At 65.6% G+C, this 20,032-nt stretch carries 19 protein-coding genes; 12 read left to right on the top strand and 7 right to left on the bottom strand.

Annotated elements, in window-relative coordinates; genetic code table 11:
• The first annotated feature begins 128 nt into the window (after positions 1-128).
• The 6 genes from CTP10_RS23090 (at position 129) to CTP10_RS23065 (ending at position 7,143) form a co-directional block, all read left to right on the top strand.
• Complete coding sequence (locus tag CTP10_RS23090) at positions 129-1,490, top strand: acyclic terpene utilization AtuA family protein (protein ID WP_116322117.1); 1,362 nt, start codon at positions 129-131, stop codon at positions 1,488-1,490.
• A 26-nt stretch (positions 1,491-1,516) separates the two neighbouring features.
• Positions 1,517-1,870 (top strand): DUF4387 domain-containing protein, encoded by a 354-nt coding sequence (locus CTP10_RS23085; RefSeq protein WP_116322118.1) that lies wholly within the window; start codon positions 1,517-1,519, stop codon positions 1,868-1,870.
• 129 nt (positions 1,871-1,999) lie between these two features.
• Entirely contained in the window at positions 2,000-3,025 is a 1,026-nt protein-coding gene (locus CTP10_RS23080) for a tripartite tricarboxylate transporter substrate-binding protein (RefSeq protein ID WP_233528301.1), read from the top strand.
• A gap of 227 nt (positions 3,026-3,252) precedes the next feature.
• Positions 3,253-4,779, top strand: a complete 1,527-nt coding sequence (locus tag CTP10_RS23075; protein ID WP_116322119.1) for a Fic family protein — start codon at positions 3,253-3,255, stop codon at positions 4,777-4,779.
• A 515-nt stretch (positions 4,780-5,294) separates the two neighbouring features.
• Complete coding sequence (locus tag CTP10_RS23070; RefSeq protein WP_116322120.1) at positions 5,295-5,741, top strand: DUF305 domain-containing protein; 447 nt, start codon at positions 5,295-5,297, stop codon at positions 5,739-5,741.
• Between the two features lie 13 nt (positions 5,742-5,754).
• Complete coding sequence (locus tag CTP10_RS23065) at positions 5,755-7,143, top strand: hypothetical protein (RefSeq protein ID WP_116322121.1); 1,389 nt, start codon at positions 5,755-5,757, stop codon at positions 7,141-7,143.
• A 23-nt stretch (positions 7,144-7,166) separates the two neighbouring features.
• On the opposite strand, the gene uraH is transcribed toward CTP10_RS23065, so the two are convergent.
• Genes uraH through CTP10_RS23050 form a run of 3 tightly spaced genes read right to left on the bottom strand, consistent with a single transcriptional unit; the run spans position 7,167 to position 9,396 of the window.
• Complete coding sequence (gene uraH / locus CTP10_RS23060) at positions 7,167-7,502, bottom strand: hydroxyisourate hydrolase (protein ID WP_116322122.1); 336 nt, start codon at positions 7,500-7,502, stop codon at positions 7,167-7,169.
• 30 nt (positions 7,503-7,532) lie between these two features.
• Positions 7,533-8,054 carry a hydroxyisourate hydrolase gene (locus CTP10_RS23055; RefSeq protein ID WP_116322123.1) on the bottom strand — a complete coding sequence of 174 codons (522 nt, stop codon included), beginning with the start codon at positions 8,052-8,054 and terminating at the stop codon, positions 7,533-7,535.
• Position 8,055: 1 nt separating this feature from the next.
• A complete protein-coding gene (locus CTP10_RS23050; protein ID WP_116322124.1) occupies positions 8,056-9,396 on the bottom strand; it encodes an MFS transporter in 1,341 nt (446 codons plus the stop codon).
• A 400-nt stretch (positions 9,397-9,796) separates the two neighbouring features.
• Between CTP10_RS23050 and CTP10_RS23045 the strand changes: the two genes are divergently transcribed.
• Positions 9,797-10,753, top strand: coding sequence for a LysR family transcriptional regulator (locus CTP10_RS23045; RefSeq protein WP_116322125.1), 957 nt, complete (start codon positions 9,797-9,799; stop codon positions 10,751-10,753).
• Between the two features lie 165 nt (positions 10,754-10,918).
• Positions 10,919-11,443, top strand: coding sequence for a 2-oxo-4-hydroxy-4-carboxy-5-ureidoimidazoline decarboxylase (gene uraD / locus CTP10_RS23040; RefSeq protein ID WP_116322126.1), 525 nt, complete (start codon positions 10,919-10,921; stop codon positions 11,441-11,443).
• Positions 11,444-11,525: 82 nt separating this feature from the next.
• Here the strand turns inward: uraD and CTP10_RS23035 are convergent, their stop codons facing one another.
• Positions 11,526-12,284, bottom strand: coding sequence for an SDR family oxidoreductase (locus tag CTP10_RS23035; protein ID WP_116322201.1), 759 nt, complete (start codon positions 12,282-12,284; stop codon positions 11,526-11,528).
• Between the two features lie 378 nt (positions 12,285-12,662).
• Between CTP10_RS23035 and CTP10_RS23030 the strand changes: the two genes are divergently transcribed.
• Positions 12,663-14,042, top strand: coding sequence for an MFS transporter (locus tag CTP10_RS23030; protein ID WP_116322127.1), 1,380 nt, complete (start codon positions 12,663-12,665; stop codon positions 14,040-14,042).
• Positions 14,043-14,142: 100 nt separating this feature from the next.
• Here CTP10_RS23030 and CTP10_RS23025 read toward each other — a convergent pair whose 3' ends face one another.
• Both CTP10_RS23025 and CTP10_RS23020 read right to left on the bottom strand, forming a co-directional pair.
• The gene (locus CTP10_RS23025; protein ID WP_147316279.1) at positions 14,143-14,535 is read right to left on the bottom strand and encodes a hypothetical protein; all 393 of its coding nucleotides are present in this window, start codon (positions 14,533-14,535) and stop codon (positions 14,143-14,145) included.
• Between the two features lie 34 nt (positions 14,536-14,569).
• On the bottom strand, positions 14,570-14,740 hold the full coding sequence (locus CTP10_RS23020; protein ID WP_158577722.1) for a hypothetical protein: 171 nt from the start codon (positions 14,738-14,740) through the stop codon (positions 14,570-14,572).
• 305 nt (positions 14,741-15,045) lie between these two features.
• Between CTP10_RS23020 and CTP10_RS23015 the strand changes: the two genes are divergently transcribed.
• The 3 genes from CTP10_RS23015 (at position 15,046) to CTP10_RS23005 (ending at position 18,714) form a co-directional block, all read left to right on the top strand.
• Positions 15,046-15,567: a MarR family winged helix-turn-helix transcriptional regulator gene (locus tag CTP10_RS23015; protein ID WP_116322129.1), complete on the top strand. Its 522-nt coding sequence runs from the start codon at positions 15,046-15,048 to the stop codon at positions 15,565-15,567.
• 207 nt (positions 15,568-15,774) lie between these two features.
• On the top strand, positions 15,775-16,710 hold the full coding sequence (locus CTP10_RS23010) for an AraC family transcriptional regulator (protein ID WP_116322202.1): 936 nt from the start codon (positions 15,775-15,777) through the stop codon (positions 16,708-16,710).
• A gap of 219 nt (positions 16,711-16,929) precedes the next feature.
• Complete coding sequence (locus CTP10_RS23005; protein ID WP_116322130.1) at positions 16,930-18,714, top strand: acyl-CoA dehydrogenase; 1,785 nt, start codon at positions 16,930-16,932, stop codon at positions 18,712-18,714.
• 76 nt (positions 18,715-18,790) lie between these two features.
• On the opposite strand, the gene ampC is transcribed toward CTP10_RS23005, so the two are convergent.
• Positions 18,791-19,975: a class C beta-lactamase gene (gene ampC / locus CTP10_RS23000; protein WP_116322131.1), complete on the bottom strand. Its 1,185-nt coding sequence runs from the start codon at positions 19,973-19,975 to the stop codon at positions 18,791-18,793.
• Positions 19,976-20,032 lie beyond the last annotated feature (57 nt).

Here is a 20,032-nt window from a genome sequence, read left to right as displayed (position 1 = left end):
CCCATAAATCTGCAGACCTTTGATTTCAAAGGAAAAAATCTGACCTCTTCGGCTGGCACGGCTTCTGCTCAGTAAGTGTCGTGTGACTCGCTTAATCAATGAAGCGACACCTAACTGGAGAACCTTGCATGCAGTCGCTGAAGATCATTTGCCCTAACGGCCATCTCGGCTTTGCGCCGCTGCGCACCGGCAGCTTCGAGATCGGCGTGGCCGCGGGGCCGGACTACATCGCGGCCGATTCGGGCAGCGATGACGTGGGCCCGGTGCCGCTCGGCTCGGATACCTCGACCAGCCCCGAGGCGTGGCAGCGCCACGACCTGGAACACATGCTGCTGGCCTCGCGGCGCCTGGGCGTGCCGATGATCATCGGCTCGGCTGGCGACACGGGCACCAACAGCCGGGTCGACCTCTACGTCAACATCATCCGCGAGCTGGCGCAACGGCACGGACTCAAGCGCTTTCGCATCGGCTATTTCTACTCCGAGGTTCCGACGTCGCTGGTGCGTGAAAAGCTCGGCGCAGGCGAGACCATCCGGGGCCTCGACGGCTTTGCCGACCTGACGCTGTCCGAGCTGGACAGCACCGACCGCATCGTCGCCATGGCGGGCGTGCATCCGTATCTCGAACTGCTGCGCCAGGGGGCGGACGTGATCATCGGCGGCCGCAGTTCCGACGCCGCCGTGTTTGCCGCGCCGGCGCTGCACCACGGCTTCGCGGCGGACCATGCCTACTACCTGGGCAAGGTGCTGGAGTGTGCGTCTTTCTGCGCGGAACCGTATGGCGGCAAGGAAACGGTACTGGGCGAGATCACCGGTGACGACGTCCGTGTCACGGCGATGCACCCGGACCAGCGCTGCACCGTTGCCTCGGTGGCGGGGCATGCCATGTACGAGCGGTCCAATCCATTCGAGGAATTCGTCGCGGGCGGCAGGCTCGACATGCGCCATTGCCGCTACGAGCAGCTCGACCCGCGCACGACCCGCATTACCGGCTCGCGTTTCGAACCTGACCAGGTCGTGCGCGTCAAGCTGGAAGGCGCCGGCAAGGTCGGCGAACGGTACGTGGGACTTTGCGGCATCCGCGACCCGTACACGATTGCCAATGTGGACCGCGTGATTGCCTGGGCCCGGGACCAGGTGCGCGCGCGCTTTGGCGACACCGGCTACGAGCTGCACTACAACGTCTACGGACGCGACGGCGTGATGGGCGAACTGGAGCCGCTGCGCGACCGTCCCGGCCATGAACTGTGCGTCATGGTGCAAGGCGTGGCGCCCACCCGCGAGATGGCGGAGGAAGTGGCGATGATCGGCCTGCGCCAGATGTTCTACGCGCGCCTGCCTGACGTCAAAGGCACGGCCGGCTCTGTGTCGTTCCCGCTGGACGAGGTGCTGCGTGCCAGCCCCGCCTATCGCTGGACGCTGAACCACACGATGGCGGTGCACGATCCGCTGGCACTGTTCCCCACCCATGTTGTCGAGGCCGGCATCTGACGCGCCAGGCTTCCAGGATATCCATCATGACTACTGCCAATTCATCCACCCTTCCCCCGGCGCCCGCACAGAAGCTGCACGAACTTGCCAAGACCATCCGCAGCAAGAACGCCGGCGTCAACAAGATCACCTTCGACATCATCTTCCGCGAGGCGGCGCAGTATGAGCGCGTCAAGCGCTCGCGGGTACTGAGCCGCGACAGCATGGCCGCGCTGTTCGGTGTACCGGTGGCGCGCATCAGCGATTTCGTCGAATACGATCCGGCCTTCGCGATCAAGTTCACCATGTACCGGAAGCGCCCGAGTGGCAGCGCCGGCGACGGCGACATCTTCGGCGCCCAGCAGTACGCGCCGCTGCTGGAACTGGAGATCCCCGCCTGACCTGCGCACAACCTGCCGCGGCCGGCACGGCTGGCCGCGCGCGGGGCTGTGGCACCGCCGGCGCCGCCCGGATGCTCCCGTGGCGCCGTCCTGCAGCCTTGCTGCACTACGATGAGTTCGGACAGACGTATGAAGAAGACCTCTTTCAAGCGCATTTGGACCCGCCTGGCGCGCACCCTGCCGCCGGCAATCGCCACGGCCGCGCTGGCGCTCTCCCCCATGGCCGGCGCGGCGCCCGCGGACACTGCGGCCGCCGTGCCGCCACTGATGCGGATCGTGGTGCCGTTCTCGGCAGGCGCCAGCAACGACGTGATCGCGCGCGCGATGGCGCCGGCGTTGGCCAGGCGGCTCGGCAACACCGTGATCGTCGAGAACCGGCCCGGCGTGGCCGGTGTGCTGGGCGCGGATTACGTCGCCAAGTCGCCGCGCGACGGATCGGTGCTGTTGCTGACGTCGTCGACCTTCCTGACCGCGGCGGCCACGCAGGCGCGCTCGCCGTATGACCCGTTGACCGCGTTCGCGCCGGTGGCGCTGGTGGCCGACGGGCCGCTGCTGCTGGCGGTGTCGTCCACCATCGCGGCGTCGAAGTCGATCCGCACGCCCGCGGAACTGATCGCCGCCGCGCGTGCGAAGCCGGGTGCCATCACCTATGGCTCGGCCGGCGTCGGCTCGCTGGGGCAGCTTGCCACCGAACTGCTGTGCGACACGTCCAAGGTGCAGATGATGCACGTGCCATACAAGGGCGCGGCCAATGCGCTGATCGACCTGGCAGCCGGGCAGATCGATGTGATGATGTCGAACTACAGTTCGATCGCCACGCAGATCAAGTCCGGCAAGGTCAAGCCGCTGGCCGTGACGTCGGCCTCGCCGAATCCGGCTTTTCCGGAGTTGCCGCCGCTGGCGGCGTCGGTGCCGGGCTATGGCATCGAGATCTGGGTGGGCGTGCTGGCGCCCGCCGGCACGCCGGCAGCGCTGGTGCAGCGGCTCAATCGCGAGATCGGCGAGATTGCTGCCTCGCAGGAGGTGCGCGCGGTGCTGGAACCGGATGGCTCGCGTCCGTTGGCCGTGTCGCCCGCCGAGTTTGGCGCCCGGATGAAGCACGATCTTGTGCAATGGAAGCGGATCGCCGCGGAACGCAAGATCGTTGCCGAGTAAGCGCCTTCGCCTGTGCTGGCTGCCCCCCGGAATCACATGCAAACTGGTGATTGGAGCGGCCAAGGATAGGTGGATTGGTAAGCCCTATAGGCAATCTGGTAGGTCGGGATGCGCAGGGGCAATATGAGAACTGGTAAGCCCTCCCCTCGAAAATAGACGAACTGGTAAGCAACGTATAAACTCTGGTAATCCACCATGCATCCTTTACTTCACACCGCAGTTCGCCTATGGCTCACGCTCCACTCGGCTACAGCGCCCTGATTGCAAAGTTCAAGCTTCGCGTACCGCCCCTGCATTCCACCTCGGAGCTTTCAGACAAGACGGGGGTGCTGAGCACGCATACCGGAGCGGACGGCAGCGTGAAGACCGTCTATCCGAGGAACCGTTACCGTGGCGACGACACGACGGTCGACCACCTTACTTTTGCGTTGCGCAGGGAACCGTTGAACCTGACGGTACTCGCTGCGCTATTCGAGCACCAGGCGGCGGTTGAAGAGGTGCGCCAGTGGCTGGCCGCTTCGCCCGGCTCGCGGTATGCCCGGCTCGGCGGCTTCTACGCGAAGTGGCTTGCCGGCGCCGAGTTCGACTACAAGCTGCCGGCGGGAACCGCCCGGGTTGCGGCGCTGGATGAAGCGGACTATGTCACCGGCACCAGCCAGCTCGACGCCCAGTTCGGCATCCTGAACAACCACCTCGGCCCGGCGGCATTCTGCCCCCTGGTACGTCGCACCGGGCGCCTCGAGGCATTCATCGGCGCGGACCTTCCGGGCAAGATCGCCGCCGCGATCAACCGGCTTGAACCGGAAGTGCTAGCCCGCGCGGTGGACTATCTCTACCTCGCCGAAACCCGGTCGACCTATTCGATCGAGAAGGAGCTGCCCGACAACCAGCGGGTCGCCAGGTTCAGGCGCCTGCTGGAGTTTGCCGGTGCCGCGGTGCCGCTCGACGAGGCGCAGTTCTGCGAATGGCAGAACGAGATCATTTCATCGATCCGGGCGGAGTTTGCCTATCGCGATCGCCAGAACTGGCTCTCGCGCGGCGGACGGCTGCGCAACATCGCCGACTACATCCCTCCGCCCCCGCAGCAGGTCGAGGCGATGATGGATGGCCTGGCACAGGTTGCTGGCCTGATCAAGACGAAAGCGGCGCACCCGTTAGTCATCGCGGCATGCGTTTCATTCGGCTTTGTCTACATCCACCCGTTCTATGACGGCAACGGGCGGCTTCACCGCTTCCTGATCCACCATCTGTTGCGCCAGGCCGGCGTGACGCCGGAAGGGGTGGTGTTGCCGGTATCGGCCAGCATGCTGAAGAACCTGCCGGTCTACGCAGGTCTGCTGAAGGACTACTCGGCGCCCCGCACGGGGCTGCTGAACTACGTCCTGGACACGGACAGCGATACGATCCTCATCAAGTCGCCGCAGCCCTATTGGCTCTATGCGTCGTTCGATGCGACAGCGCTTTGCGAGTTTGTCTTCGAATGCATCCAGCAGTGCGTCGAGGAAGACCTTGCGATGGAGATCCGCTACCTGAAGGCGTTCGATGCCAGCGTGGCCCGGATCGAAGGATGGCTGGACCTGCGCCAGCCGCGACTCACCAACCTGATCGACCTGGTCGTGCAGAACCACGGCGAGCTATCGAACCGCAAGCGCGCGAAATTCACCGAGTTGTCCGATGCGGAGATTGCGCGGATAGAAGAGGTGGTGCGCGACGAATTCGCGGACTACTTCGAAGCCACGGCGAAGGCGGCCTGACTTCGCCCGCGTGTTCCAGGCGCCTCGGGCGCCGCACGCTTGCCAAAATCGGATATCCGTAGCGGCGCCGGCATGGCCATTGTAAAGGCGCGCCGACGCCATGATTGCCCGGCGGCGGCGCCCTGCACCCCGCCCCGCCCTTCGCACACGCGCTGCGACTCAGTACATTTCCCGGTACGCCGGTTGCCGATTCCGGCTAACCCCCTGTCCCCGCCAGTTCATACTGCAGCGTGCGGCGCGATACGCCCAGGCGTTCGCACAGCGCCAGGATGCTGGCGTCTCGCCGGCCGCTGGCGGCAGGTCAGTTTAGCGAACGGCGGCAGGCTCATGGGAGGGGGAGAACCCTGAGCGTCGCCCTCTGGCGCCGTCATCGCAAAGCCCTGGCGGCAAGCGCGCCGTACCAGTGCGGTTGGCGTCCCGACGACAGCGCGAAAAAAAAATTTGGCCTGCATGGAATAAAACCGGCCCCAGGTTTGTTTACTGCGACGTAGCAACGACAACCTGGAGAACGCCACATGAAGAAGCCCCTGCCCGTTATCGTGCTCGCCGCCATGGCCTTGACGGTCGGGTCGACCTGCCTGGCAGGCGGCGTGCCTGCGGTGCCGGATGGTCATGCCCATGCGCCCATGGCGCGGCAGCCGGAACCCTATGTCGCCAGCACCGCGAAGCCTTTCGCGCAACGCATGGACGACGCCATGGCGGTCATGGATGCAGGCATGCACGCGGCAGCCATGAACGGCGAGCCGGACCATGACTTCGTCGCGATGATGATCCCGCATCACCAGGGGGCCATCGACATGGCCAAGGCATTGCTGCTCGACACCCGCGATCCGGAACTGCGCAACCTCGCGCAGGGCATCATTACCGACCAGCAAAACGAAATCCGCCTGATGCAAGCCTGGCTCGCCCGCCATCCGAAGCCCGCGCCAGGCATCACCCCGGCGCCCGCCAATTCTCACTGAAAGGAATTCCCACATGAAGCAGACATTGCAGCTTGCGCTGGTGCTGGGCACGGTATCGTCGCTTGCCGTCGCGGCGCCTGCCGCCAGCGACCGCGTCTACACGGCGGACCAGAACAGCAACACCGTCTCGGTCATCGACCCCGGCACCAATACGCTGCTGGGCCAGATCCGCCTTGGCAATGCACGGCCCGATATCCTTTCGCCGCTCTACAAGGGCGAGATCAACGTGCACGGCCTGGGCTTCTCGCCGGATCACAAGACGCTGCTCGTGGTCTCCAATGGCTCGAACTCGGCAACGTTCATCGATACCGCCACGAACCGGGTCAAGGGCATCGCCTATATCGGCCGCTCGCCGCACGAGGGCTTCTTTACCGCGGATGGCAAGGAAGCCTGGGTGGTCGTGCGCGGCGAGGACTATATCTCGGTGATCGACCCGGCCAGCTACAAGGAAATCCGCCGCATCCCGACCGCACCGGGGCCCGGCATGGTGCTGTTCCATCCCGATGGCAAGCTTGCCTTCGTGGTTTCCAGCTTTACGCCCGAGGTCGATGTGATCGATGTCGCCACGCACCAGGTCGTCCGGCGCATTCCCGTGGCCAGCCCGTTTTCGCCCTTCCTGCAGTTCACCCCGGATTTCAGTGAAGTGTGGATGACGCACAAGGACGTCGGCAAGGTCACCCGCATCGACACGCAAAGCCTCCAGGTCAAGGGGGTGATCGACACCGGCTTTATCACCAATCACCTCGGCTTTGCCAGGACCGCGCGCGGCACGCTCGCCTACGTGACGGTCGGCGGCGAGAACGCGGTCAAGGTCTACACGACCGACGCCAACCCGCGGCTGCTCGCGACGATCCCCGTCGGCGCGCTGCCGCATGGCATCTGGCCGTCCGACGACGGTAGCCGGATGTACGTGGGCCTTGAGAACGGCGACGGTGTCGACGTGATCGATACCGCCACCGACCGCGTGATCGCGCGCACTCCGGTGGGACAGGCACCGCAGGCCCTGGTCTATGTTTCCAACGCCGTACCGGCCGGCGATGGCAAGGCCAATCTCACGCCGCATGCAAACAGCGATCCCATCAACATTCCGCTGAAGGCGACCGGTGCCGCCGGGCGCGGCTTTGTGGTGGCGCGCAACCTCGGCCTGGTCGATGCGCTGGAAGTGTTCCTCTACCAGCTCAAGCCGCAGACGGTCTATGACGTCTACGTGTCGGGACAACGGACTCCGGTTGCAAGCTTCAGGACCAATGCAGCAGGCGCGGCCAATGGCACGGCCATCGGGCCGATGCGCGAGGCGGTGTCGGCGTTGTCCGGGAAGAAGCCTGCCGCCGCCACGCTGCTGGTGGTCGAGGGTAACGCACCCCCGACCCCCACACGTGCCGTGCTGACCAGCACGCAGTAGGTTGCGCTTCAGCGGCCCCGGCTTCAACTGCCCCGATATGTGCCGAAGCTCCATGGCGAACACAGCAGCGGCACGTGGTAGTGCTGCGCGGCGTCCGCAATGGTGAAGCGCACGGGCACGATGTCGGAGAAGATGTCCGGCGTCTTGAAGTAGTCCGCCACCCGGAAACGCAGTTCGAAATCGCCGGTGCGCGCCTGGGTGGGGGGAAGCATGGGCGTGTCGGTGCGGCCGTCCTTGTTGGTCCGCGCCTTTGCGATCAGCTTCGGGGGCTGCGTGCCGACGTCGAACAGTTCGATCTGCATGCCGGCAATCGGTTTGCCAAGCGATACGTCGAGTACGTGAGTGCTGATGCCTGCCATGATCTGTCTCCTTTCAATGCAACGCCGGCATCAGCTGCCGCGGTAGTAGTTGTAGCTCCACGGCCCGAACAGCACGGGCAGGTGGATGCGCTGGCTGGCGTCCGTCACGCGCAAGCGCAGCGGGATCTTCGACAGGAACAGCGGCTGCGGCAGGTTGGCCTTGCGGGCCGCGAAATATTCGTCCACGTGCAGCACCAGTTCGTAGGTGCCGGTGCGGTAGGTGTCGCCGATCAGCAGCGGCGGTTCGCTGCGGCCGTTGGCGGCCAGCGTGACCGTCTGCAGCAAGCGTGGCGGGCCTTCGTCGACGCGGTACATGTCCACGCGCATGCCGGAGGCAGGCGTGCCGTGCCAGGTGTCGAGCGCGTGCATGGTCAGCCGGGGGCTGAGGCCGCCCTGCTGCACCGGACCTGAAGTCTGGTTAGGGGCCGCTGCCGGTGCCGGGCTGGCGGCCAGTGCGTTGCCAGCCAGCAGCGCACTGCCTCCCAGCGTGATCGATTGCAGGCCGAAGCGGCGGCGGGCGGCGTTGAAGCCGGGATCGTGGTCGTCGTGCATGTCAGGCCTCGCGCTTGTGATGGAGGCGGCGGATGCCGAACAGGACCAGCACCGCAGCCAGGATTTCGATGGCGGCCACCAGGTACAGGCCGCTGCTGACCGTGCCGGTCGCGGTCTTGATCAGGCCCATCACATAGGGCGCGCCAAAGCCGGCCAGGTTGGAGACGGAATTGATCAGGGCCACGCCCACCGCGGCGGCGCTGCCCGCCAGGTAGCGGTTGGGCAGTTGCCAGAACACGGGGATCGCGCTCATGGTGCCGACCAGCGCGGCGGTCATGGCCAGCAAGGTGATCACCGGCGACAGCGCCTGCACGCCCAGCAGCACGGCCAGCGCGGCCATTGCTGCACCGCCGACCAGCGCGGCGCCGCTGAAGTGCCAGCGCACCTCGTTGCGGCGGTCAGAGTGGGCACCGTTGACGATCATGCCGACAGCGCCGCAGAGGTAGGCCACCGCCGCGATCCAGCCCACCGCCATCGGCGTGGTGAAGCCGACTTCCTTGATGATGGTCGGGATCCAGAAGGTCAGCGTGGAGTTGGCGCACAGCAGGCAGAAGAAGATGGCGATCAGCAGCCACACCTTGCGGTTGGTGAACAGCGTACGCCAGTCGTGCCCACGCTCGCCCATGGTGGCGTTGTCGCGCTTCAGGGCATCGAGCACCACGCGCTTCTCGTTGTCGGTCAGCCAGTTGGCCTGCTCCGGCTTGTCGGTCATGTAGAACCACGCGAAGATGCCGGCCAGCACGGAAGGAATGCCTTCCAGGATGAACAGCCATTGCCAGCCGTGCATGCCGTGCACGCCGCCCATCGAGGTCATGATCCAGCCGGCCAGCGGGCCGCCAAGCACACCTGCGATGGCCGACGCCGACATGAAGGTGCCGAAGGCGCGGGCACGCCGCTCGGACGGATACCAGTAGGTCAGGTAAAGAATCACGCCGGGATAGAAGCCCGCCTCGAATGCGCCCAGCAGGAAGCGCAGGATATAGAACTGCGTCGGCGTGGTGACATAGGTCTGCAGCATGCAGATCACGCCCCAGCAGATGGTGATGCGCATGATCGTCTTCTTGGCACCGATCTTCTGCAGCAGCATGTTCGACGGCACTTCGAAGAAGAAGTAGCCGAGGAAGAAGATGCCGGCACCCAGGCCGTAGACCGCCTCGCTGAAGCGCAGCGAATCCAGCATCTGCAGCTTGGCGAAGCCGATGTTGACGCGGTCCAGCCACGCGAGCACCCACAGCACGCCAAGGAATGGCAGCAGGCGCCACGACACTTTGCGAAAGACGCTGGCTTCCGCATCGTCCGCCGTGCCGGCGAACAGCGGAACGCCCTGTTTTGTGATGGACATGGAGTCTCCTGTCTTGTCGGTTTGTGTTTTGCAGCCGATGCCCCGGGGATGGTGCGGCGGCTGGATTGGGTGCAAGTATAGGAACGGGCCCGGAATGCGGAACGGGGGGGCTGGTATAGGCCCTATATCAGCTTGGATATGGGTCGGAATGCCTTGTCTGGCGCGGGTTTCGGGGCTATTGACGGGCGCGTTGGCAGACCTATGGATTACCCTAGTGGGCTGGCTTTTCCGCGCTCGCACGGCGTCCGTTGGCGATGGCACCCCGGCCGCGTGCGGGTTCGACCGCGTTGCCGTGCGGTGCGCAAAAGGCTACAAATCCGCCATGGGCAGCAAGCAATGCGCACCGGTTGCGCCGCCTGCTGCCCACGCCGACTTACCGACCAGATGCCCGAGACTCCGCATGATCCGCGCCGACGACCCCTTCGATACCTACCTGCTGCGCGTGCTGTGCATCCTGATTGCCGAGCAGAGCGTCTCGCGCACCGCCATCCGCCTGAACCAGTCGCAGCCCGCCATCAGTTCGGCGCTCAAGCGCCTGCGCGCCATCTTCAACGACCCGCTGCTCACGCGCGAGAAGAACGTCATGGTGCCGACCGAGCGCGCCCTGCAGCTCGCCCGCAACGCGCAGGCGGCACTCAGCGCGCTGGACAACCTGCTGGTATCGGACGACCGCTTCGATCCCGCCACCACCGAGCAGAGCTTTACGGTAGCCATGCCCGACTACCTGGCGCCGCCCTTCTTTGCCCACGTCGTGCGGGAATTCCGGCGCATGGCGCCCCACGCGCGGCTGGCGGCGATTCCGCTGAGCGCCACGTTCGACTACGAGCAGGCGCTGTCGGAGGGCACCATCGATATCGTGATCGGCAACTGGCCCAATCCGCCGGAGCACCTGCACCTGTCGGTTTTGCTGGAAGACGAGGTGGTCTGCATGGTGGCGCCGGACAGCGTGCATAACCAGCCGGGCAAGTTCACCGCGCAGTCCTACCTGGGCGCGGCGCATATCGTGCCCACGCCCTACTCGCGCGACCAGCGCGGGCTGGTGGACACGGGCCTCAGCACGATGCGCGTGCACCGGGACAACCGCATCAGCTGCCCTTACTTCAACCTGGCGCCGAGCCTGATCCCGGGCACGGACCTGATCCTGACCACGGGCCGTCACTTTGCCAACTATCACGCGCAGCATGTGCCGGTGGCGGTGCTCAAGCCGCCGATCGAGTTTCCGTTCATGCGCTTTTACCAGCTCTGGCATCCCGCGCGCCACCGCTCGGCTTCGCATGCGTGGCTGCGCGGCATGCTCACGTCCGCATCACAGGCGCTGCGGGACCTGCGCGACCTGGACCCTGCCGCGCGCGCGTAGTGGTGTCCATAGCGGTATCCACGGCGGTATCCACGGCGGTATCGGATTCTGTTATGCGTCTTATATGGCCGCGCCCCTCGCCGCGGCCATGCCCGCTTCCTATACTCGGCCCGTATTCGGTTTCCATGCCTGGCCTGCGCGTCGGGCCTAACGGGAGAGCAGTCCATGTCACAGTCACTCGATCTGGCGCCGGTCAACGCGCTGGACCAGTCCGGCTTTATGCACGCGTTCGGCAGCGTGTTTGAACATTTTCCGCTGGCGGCCGAGCGCGCCTGGGCGCAGCGGCCCTTTGCATCGGCCAATGCGCTGCATGATGCGATGATGGATGTCATCCGCAAGCTGGATGCGAAATCCCAGTGCGATTTCCTGAACCTGCATCCGATGCTGTCCGCCGGCAATATCCGCGCTGGCACCATGACCGCGGATTCCAATGCCGAACAGAAGAGCGCGGGGCTGGACGCGATGTCGGCGCAGCAGGAAGCCACGCTCGATCGGATGAATGCCGCCTACCTAGCGCGGCACGGCTTTCCCTTCATCATCTGCGTGCGGCACTACACGCGCGAAGGCATCTTTGCAGCGCTGGAGCGGCGTATCGACCGCAGCACGCAGCAGGAACTGGATGAGGCGCTGGCGCAGATCGGCGCGATCACGCGCGGCAGGCTCCAGGCACGACTGAGCGCGCTGGCCTGAAAAAATGCCATGACGGATGCCCGACGCCGGTCGGGCATCCGGACAGCGCGGCCGGTGCACAAGACGCCGCGCATCAGGGCGTTCAGCGCTGCGCGGCGCGGCTTTGCGCCATCCATGCCTCGAAGGTGGTCTTGCCCAGCCACGCCTCACCCTCTGGCACCAGAGTATCGTCCTTGAGCGCGGCCCCGAAATACCGGGCTTTGGGATCGGTCACTACCTTGCGGGAATCGGCAGTGGCGTCGAGATAGCGCTGCACCAGCTCGTCCATGCGGCATCGTTCCGGCCCGGCAATGTCGACCATGCCATTCACTGGCGCGGCCAGCGCACGGTCCGCAACCGCCTCGGCAACATCGTCCGACGCAATGGGCTGGATCAGCGCGGCGGACAAGCGCACGGAATCGCCGTCCGCCCCGGACTGGACGATACCGCCCAGGAACTCGAGGAACTGCGTGGACCGGACGACGGTATAGGGAATGCCGGCCTCGCGGATCAGCCCTTCCTGGGCAATTTTTGCACGGAAGTAACCGCTCTCCGACAGCTTGTCGGTGCCCACCACCGACAGCGCAACATGGTGCCCGACACCCGCGGCCTTCTCGGCGGCCGCGAGATTGCGCCCGGATGTCTTGAAAAAATTCAGCACGGCCTCGTCCTCGAACGAGGGTGAATTGGCGACATCCACGACCACCTTCGCACCCGCCAGGGCCTCGGCGAGGCCTTCGCCGGTCAGCGCGTTCACACCCGTCTGCGGCGACGCGGCAACCACCTCATGGCCTTTCGCCTTCAGCCGCGCCACGACCTTGCTGCCGATCAGTCCGGTACCACCGATTACGACAATCTTCATCATGCACCTCGATTTTTCGAACAGTTTGGGACGACCCCGCTGGAATCCTAGGTGACTGGAGGCGGGAGGCGGTAGGCCCCGGTGGAGCGCATCGTGTTGCCGGGCTGGCAACAATGCGAGCGGTGCCCCTGTCAGCGCGCGCAGGCTGCGCCAAGCTAACGCCAGCGCCAACCTTGATAAATCAACTTATTGACCTAGTAAAGGCGAAATAGGCACATATTTACCGTAATTACCCTAGTTTTTGCCGATTCAATAAGTAATGATCTTGACGTATAACCTCGCTTCAACCATATTCCGTCCAGCCCAGGCCGGGGGCCGGTTCAGAGGGCCTCGCCGCTTGTTGAGCGTTCAAAAGAAGATTGGTGAAGGAGACATACGATGCAGCACATTGATGTACAAAAGCTGGCCGATGACGCCCGCTTTAACCGATTCCATGCGCGCGTGCTGGCCTGGTGCCTGCTGGTAATCATCATCGACGGCTACGACATCGCCGTCGCAGGCGCCGCCCTGCCGTCGATCATGAAGGAGATGGGCGTCACGGCATCGACGGCCGGCTTCATGGCGAGCTCCGCGCTGTTCGGCATGATGTTCGGCGCCATCTTCCTGGGCGCCCTTTCCGACAAGATCGGCCGCCGCTGGACCATCTCGCTGTGCGTATTCCTGTTCAGCGTATTCACCGCTGCCGCGGGCCTGACCAACGATCCGGTCTCGTTCAGCGTGATGCGGTTTATCGCCGGCCTTGGCATCGGCGGCGTCATGCCGAACATCGTCGCGCAGATGACGGAGTACTCGCCGCGCAAGATCCGCAGCTTCATGACCACGGTGATGTTTTCCGGCTATGCCATTGGCGGCATCCTGGCCGCGGTGATCGGCAAGCAGTTCATTGCCGGTTTTGGCTGGCAGATCGTGTTCTTCGCCGCCGGCGTGCCGGTGCTGCTGATCCCGTTCATCCTGAAGACGATGCCGGAGTCGCTGTCGTTCCTGGTGTCGCGCCAGAACGAAAAGGACCTGCGCGCCCTCGCGCAGCGCATCGATCCGCAACTGCGGCTGGGTGCCGGCGCTACCTTCCGCTTGCCGCAGCAGGACCGTGCAACCGGCGTGCCGGTGGCCCGCCTGTTCCAGGACGGGCGTGGCTTCAGCACGATCATGTTCTGGATCGCCTTCTTCACCGGCCTGTTCATGGTCTATGCGCTCAGCACCTGGCTGACCAAGCTGATGGCGATGTCGGGCTACAGCCTGGGCTCGGCGCTCAGCTTCGTGATCGCGCTGAACGTGGGCGCGGTGGTCGGAGCGATTGGCGGCGGCTGGCTGGCCGACCGCTTCCATATCAAGTGGGTGCTGGTGGTGATGTACGCGCTCGGCGCCGCGTTCCTGTACCTGATGACGTTCAAGACCTCGACCGAGATGCTCTACCTGCTGATCGGCGCGGTAGGGGCCTGCACCACCGGCGCGCAGATCGTCGCGTATGCGTATAGCGGCCAGTTTTATCCGGTGTCGATCCGTTCGACGGGCGTGGGCATGGCCTCTGGCATCGGACGCCTGGGTGCCATCGCGGCGCCGGTACTGATCGGGCTGATCGTTTCGCTGCAGTTGCCGCTGGCGCAGAACTTCCTGGTCATCGGCGCGGCGGGCATCGTGGGCGCGCTGGCACTGGCGTGCATCAACCACAGGCTGTCGGCATCCGCGCAGCATGCCGATGAGGCGGCAAGCCCGGCGCCGGCATCGGTGATGCCGGCCGTGGCTGAAGCGCGCAGCTAAGGGAGTCTTGCTGGCGGGCGGCGCCTCGGTGCGCCGCTGGAAACAGATGGAACAGATGGCGGGCCCGGCACGATGCCGGGGCCCGCCATTTTTTTTGAGGTCAGTCGACGGCGTCGACGATAAAGCGCCGGGTGATGGTAGCGCCGGCCCGCACGCGCCGATGCCGCACCGCCCAGACCACCGCGCGCATGGCCTTGCCGCCATGGGACTCGACCATGCTGGTACACCGCTCCAGGGCCGCGTCGTCCGGGAAATAGCGAAGCTCGGCGGCGCTGCCCAGGATCACGGCGATATCCAGCGCGGATTGCTGCCGCATGGCCAGCGTCAGCAGGCGGCTGAGGCGGCGGGTCACCGCGTTGGCGTCGCCGGGCCATTGGCGCCTGGCCTCGGCCTGGATTGTGCGGGCCGCGGCGCGGATGTGATGGAGCATGTCGGCGATGCCCATTTCCGGCTGTGTAGTCCGTTGGGGTCGCACGGCTTGTGCCACTTCCATGATTTGTGTCCCAGCGCGCCGGAGAACCGACCGCTCAGCGGCCGAGGAAGCGCGACGGACGCTTTACGACGAAGGCGGCGATGCCTTCGCTCGCGCCGGCAGTCCGGGCCGTCTGCACGAACAGATCCGCTTGCGCCCGCAGGCCGGCGGGGCGGTCGATGGTCAGGACGGCGGCATCGCGGGCGTGGTGGAGCGTGATGGTCATGGCTGAACTTTTATGGCAGGCGTCCGGGAGATACTAGGCACGCCGCGTGTGTACGTCAATATCATTACTTATCTTTACCTATGAATCCGCCACAATGGCTAAATATGCTGCTTACATCGAGAAATAATGATCAAGATCCTTGCTCAAATGCAGTAAAAGTTGGCTTTGATACACATCCCTGCGAGCCCTGCTGCAGCCCCCCGCGCCCACCCCACCCTTCACCCCGCGCACGTGTGTGCTCCGCGCCGCCTTAGAATAGGCACACCCATGGCAAGCCCCAGGGCGGCCAGTGTCGATCCCACACCATGACCAAACCCGATTCAACCTACGACCCATCCGACGTCTCCGTCCATAACCGGCTGTTCTTCCGGCTGTTCCAGGCTGGCAATACGCTGGACCGGCAGACGAGCAAGTCGCTCGGCATCACCACCGTGCAATGGTCGGTGCTCGGGGCGCTGTCGCGGCCGCAGGTGCCGGAAGGCATGTCATTCTCGGAGTTGACGGAATACCTGGTGGTGAGCCGGCAGAGCCTCGATGGCGTACTCAAGCGGCTGGAGCGGGAAAAGCATGTCCAACGCGTCGCCGACACGGTGGACCGCCGCGCCAAGAAGGTCGTGCTGACGCCGAAGGGGCGCGAGTTCTGGAACGGCCTGCAACCGCGGATCTATGAGTTCTACCGCCAGGCATTGGCGAGTTTCCGCTTTGATGACAAGGTTTCGCTGGTGCATTTCCTGAACCAGCTCAATGCCGGCCTGGCCGGCGTCCACATGGACGCGGACCCGGGCGTGCAGGCGCCGGAGGAACCGGTACGTTCCGCGCAGGACTGACCGCGGCCACAGCGCTCGACACGGGCGGCACGGCCACGCCGAAGGGGCCGCCCAAGCCTTCCCGGGTATGACAAAATATGCCACGACCCGGCCCGCCCCCGCTTCCGGCCGGACCGTCTTACCGGCCCTGCAACATTGACCCAGTTCACCGCCACCGTCCCCATTTCGCTGGTCAACGGCTTCCTGTCCGGTGCCGATCCGGCCGCCATGGCGCGGCTGGCGGAGCGTGCGGGGATCCCGGGCGGCCTGTTGCAGGCGCCGGCTGCCCGCGTGACCGAGGAACAGTTTTCCACGCTCTACCGCGAACTCGCCATGGAACTGGACGACGAGATGCCGGGCATCTTCAGCCGGCCGCTGCGCAACGGCACGCTCAAGTACCTGTGCCTGAGCTTGCTGGATGCCCCGCGGCTGGAGGTGGCGCTGCGCCGCTTCGGCCAGTTCTTCCACCTGATCCTGGACGATTTCCGGCTTGAATCCGGGCGTGATGACGGCTTCGGCGATGTCATGCTGCGGGCCGACCCGGCCGGCCCCGGCGTCAGCGCGCTGGGCTGCGAGCTGATGCTCAAGCTGGTCCACGGGGTCGCGTCATGGCTGATCGGCAGGCGCATTCCGCTGGTCAGGGTGGAGTTCGATTTCCCGCGGCCGCCGCGCGCCAGCGATTCCCTGTACCTGTTTCCCGGCCCGGTGCAGTTTGGCGGCCGCCAGACGCTGCTCAGGTTCGACGAAGCCTACCTGGACATGCCGGTCCGCCGGCGCAAGGCCGACCTGCAGAAATTCCTGGCGCGCGCGCCCGAAGACTGGATCTTCGTCGCGTTCGCCGACCAGATGGTGTGCCACCATGTGCGCCAGTACCTGGCCGACTGCCTGCCGGCGACGCCGACCATCGAAGCGGTGGCGCAGGACCTGCACTTCTCCGTCCGCACGCTGTGCCGCCGGCTCACCGCCGAGGGCACCACCTTCCAGGCCATCAAGGACGAGGTGCGCCGGGACATCGCCATCCAGCGGCTGACGCGCACCACGGACGCCATCGCGGCAATCGCCTTCGATATCGGCTTCGACAACCCCACCGCCTTTCATCGCGCCTTCCGCAACTGGACCGGCAGCACGCCCAAGGCCTACCGGACCATGCCCGCGCACGCCTGACAAATGCTGCCACCCGGTGGCGGCAGCGGCCGGCCAGTGGGGCATCCCCGCGCGCCGGTTTGTGCAGGGCGGCAGGTTTCGTCAATGAATGGGCAGCATTGGGTAACCGCGCCCGGCGCTTCCGGCGGTACGATCTCATATCGGCCCGCGTTGCGGCCAGGCGCCATGCCTTGCGCGCCACCCCAAACAAGCTTACAGACGTACAGACAGGAGACATCCATGACCTACCGTGCCCCGCTCAAAGACATGTTGTTCGTGATGAACGAGCTCGCAGGTCTTGAAGCTGTCAGCGGCCTGCCCGGCTTCGAGGAAGCCACGCCGGAAACGGCCGGGGCCGTGCTCGACGAAGCCGCCAAGTTCAACGAACAGGTGTTGACGCCGCTCAACCGTACCGGCGACCTGGATCCGAGCAGCTGGAAGGATGGCGTGGTCACCACGACACCCGGCTTCAAGGACGCCTTTCGCCAGTTTGGCGAAGGCGGCTGGCAGGGCGTGCTGCATCCGCAGGAGTTTGGCGGCCAGGGCCTGCCCAAGCTGATCTCCACCGCCTGTATCGAAATGCTGAACAGCGCCAACCTCTCGTTCGCGCTGTGCCCGCTGCTGACCGACGGCGCCATCGAAGCCCTGCTGACCGCCGGCTCGGACGAACAGAAGGCCGCCTTCCTGCCCAAGCTGATCAATGGCGAGTGGACCGGCACCATGAACCTGACCGAGCCGCAGGCGGGCTCGGACCTGGCCGCCGTGCGCACCCGCGCCGAGCCGCAGGGCGACGGCACCTACAAGGTTTTCGGCACCAAGATCTTCATCACCTACGGCGAGCACGACATGGCGAAGAACATCGTCCATCTGGTGCTGGCCCGTACGCCCGATGCGCCCGAGGGCGTCAAGGGCATCTCGCTGTTCATCGTGCCCAAGTTCCTGGTCAATGCCGACGGCAGCCTGGGCGAGCGCAACGACGTGCAGTGCGTGTCGATCGAGCACAAGCTCGGCATCAAGGCCAGCCCGACCGCCGTGCTGCAGTTCGGCGACCACGGCGGCGCCATCGGTACGCTGGTGGGTGAAGAGAACCGCGGCCTGGAGTACATGTTCATCATGATGAACTCGGCCCGCTTCGCGGTCGGCATGCAGGGCGTCGCGGTGTCCGAGCGTGCCTACCAGCAGGCCGTGGGATATGCGCGCGAGCGCGTGCAAAGCCGCCCGGTCGACGGCTCGGCGCGCGAGGCCGTCACCATCATCCACCACCCCGACGTCAAGCGCATGCTGATGACGATGCGCGCGCTGACCGAAGGCGCCCGCGCCGTCGCCTACGTGGCCGCGGCCGCCAGCGACACTGCGCACCAGCATCCCGACGAAGCCGTGCGCAAGCAGAACCAGGCGTTCTATGAATTCCTGGTGCCGGTGGTCAAGGGCTGGAGCACCGAACTGTCGATCGACGTCACCAGCCTCGGCGTGCAGGTGCACGGCGGCATGGGCTTCATTGAGGAAACCGGCGCGGCCCAGCACTACCGCGACGCCCGCATCCTGCCGATCTACGAAGGCACCACGGCCATCCAGGCCAACGACCTGGTCGGCCGCAAGACCGTGCGTGACGGCGGCGCCGTGGCGCGCGCGATCTGCGCGCAGATCGCCGAGACCGAGGCCGCGCTGGGCCGGCATGGCGGCGCTGCCTTCACCGCGGTCCAGGCGCAGCTGGCCAATGGCCGCGCGGCGCTGGAAGCGGTGGTCGAGTTTGTGGTGGCCAATGCCAAGTCGGACCCGAATGCCGTGTTCGCCGGCAGCGTGCCGTACCTGAAGCTTTGCGGCATCGTGTTCTCGGGCTGGCAGCTGGGCCGGGCGATGCTGGCCGCGGATGCGAAGCGGGCCGAGGATCCGGGCTTCCACGACGCCAAGATCGCCACCGCGCATTTCTTCGCACAGCACATCCTGTCGCAGGCAACGGCGCTGCGCGATGCTGTCGTTGGCGGTGCTGCCCCGGTCAATGCGCTGACGGCCGAGCAGTTCTGACGGCGCCCGGGCGCGCAGCAGACAAGGGCGGCCTTCGGGCCGCCCTTTTTTCTGGCAGCGACTGGCGGTTGTGTACCTAGCGTTTTGCCGCCAGCGCGGCGTCCAGCACCGTCAGGATGTGATACGCCGCTTCCACCCGCGCCGGCACCGGCATGTTCTTGTTGCCGAGCATCACCAGCCCGATGCGTTTGGCCGGCACGAACACGACGTAGGCGCCAAACCCGTTGGTCGACCCGGTCTTGTTGACCAGCACATCGGCGCTTTGTGCCTGCGGCGGCTCCAGCCTGTCGACCTTGTTGGCCTCGAATACCACCTGCGGCGAGCTGCCCGCGAGGATGGCGCTGACCGGCGTCGGATAGGCATACATCTCCCATCCCAGCCCCTGCACCATGCTGCCGACCTTGAAGTAGCCGGTACGCGCGGTGGCGATGGCGCGCTGCATCTTGTCGTCAAGCCCCGCCGGCGACAGGTTGGCCTCGACGAAGCGGATCATGTCGGCCGACGTCGTCTTCACGCCGTAGGCTTCGGAATCCAGTACGCCCGGCGTCACGCGGGTCGGCTTGTCGTCCTTGGTGTAACCCCATGCGTAGTCGGCCATCAACGGCTTCGGCACCCGGATATAGGTACGTTTCAGGCCGAACGCCGGAAACAGGGTCTTCTCCATCAGGTCATCGAACGGCTCGCCCAGGCTGCGCGCGGCGAGGTAGCCGAACAGGCCGATGCTGGGGTTCGAGTAACGTCGATGGGTTCCAGCCGCGTAGGCGGGTTGCCAGGCCCTGAAGTAATCGACCATTGCCTGCGGATTGTTGACCGCCTCGGGAAACTGCAGCGGCAGGCCGCCGGCCGCGTAGGTGCCAAGGTCCAGCAGGCTGGTCGTGCCCAGGGCGCTGCCGGCAAGCGCCGGCAGGTACTTGCCGGCGGGATCCGACAGCGACATGGCACCGCGCGCCTGCGCATATCCCGCCAGCGTCGCCGTGAAGGTCTTGCTGACCGAGCCGATCTCGAACAGGGTCGACTCGGTGACGGGCTTGCCGCCCCGCTTCGCGGTCACGCCATAGTTGAAGAAATACTGCTTGCCGCCGGCCGTCACCGCGATGGCCATGCCCGGTATGTTGTGCGCCTTCATCATGGGCGCGATCGCCTCGTTGACGGCGCGTTCGAGCTGGCGCGGGTCGACCTTGTCGGCGGCGTACGCGGCTGGCGTGCACAGGAGGCCGGTGGCGGCTATCGCCGCGAGGCGCGTAAGGGCATGGATCTTCATGTCAGGCAGTGGCAGGAGTGTCGGCAAACCGCGAGGAATATACGCGTCCGCGCACGG

The organism is Cupriavidus sp. P-10 (assembly GCF_003402535.2).
In the GTDB taxonomy this organism is placed as follows: domain Bacteria; phylum Pseudomonadota; class Gammaproteobacteria; order Burkholderiales; family Burkholderiaceae; genus Cupriavidus.
This window is presented reverse-complemented; position numbering and strand designations above follow the sequence as displayed.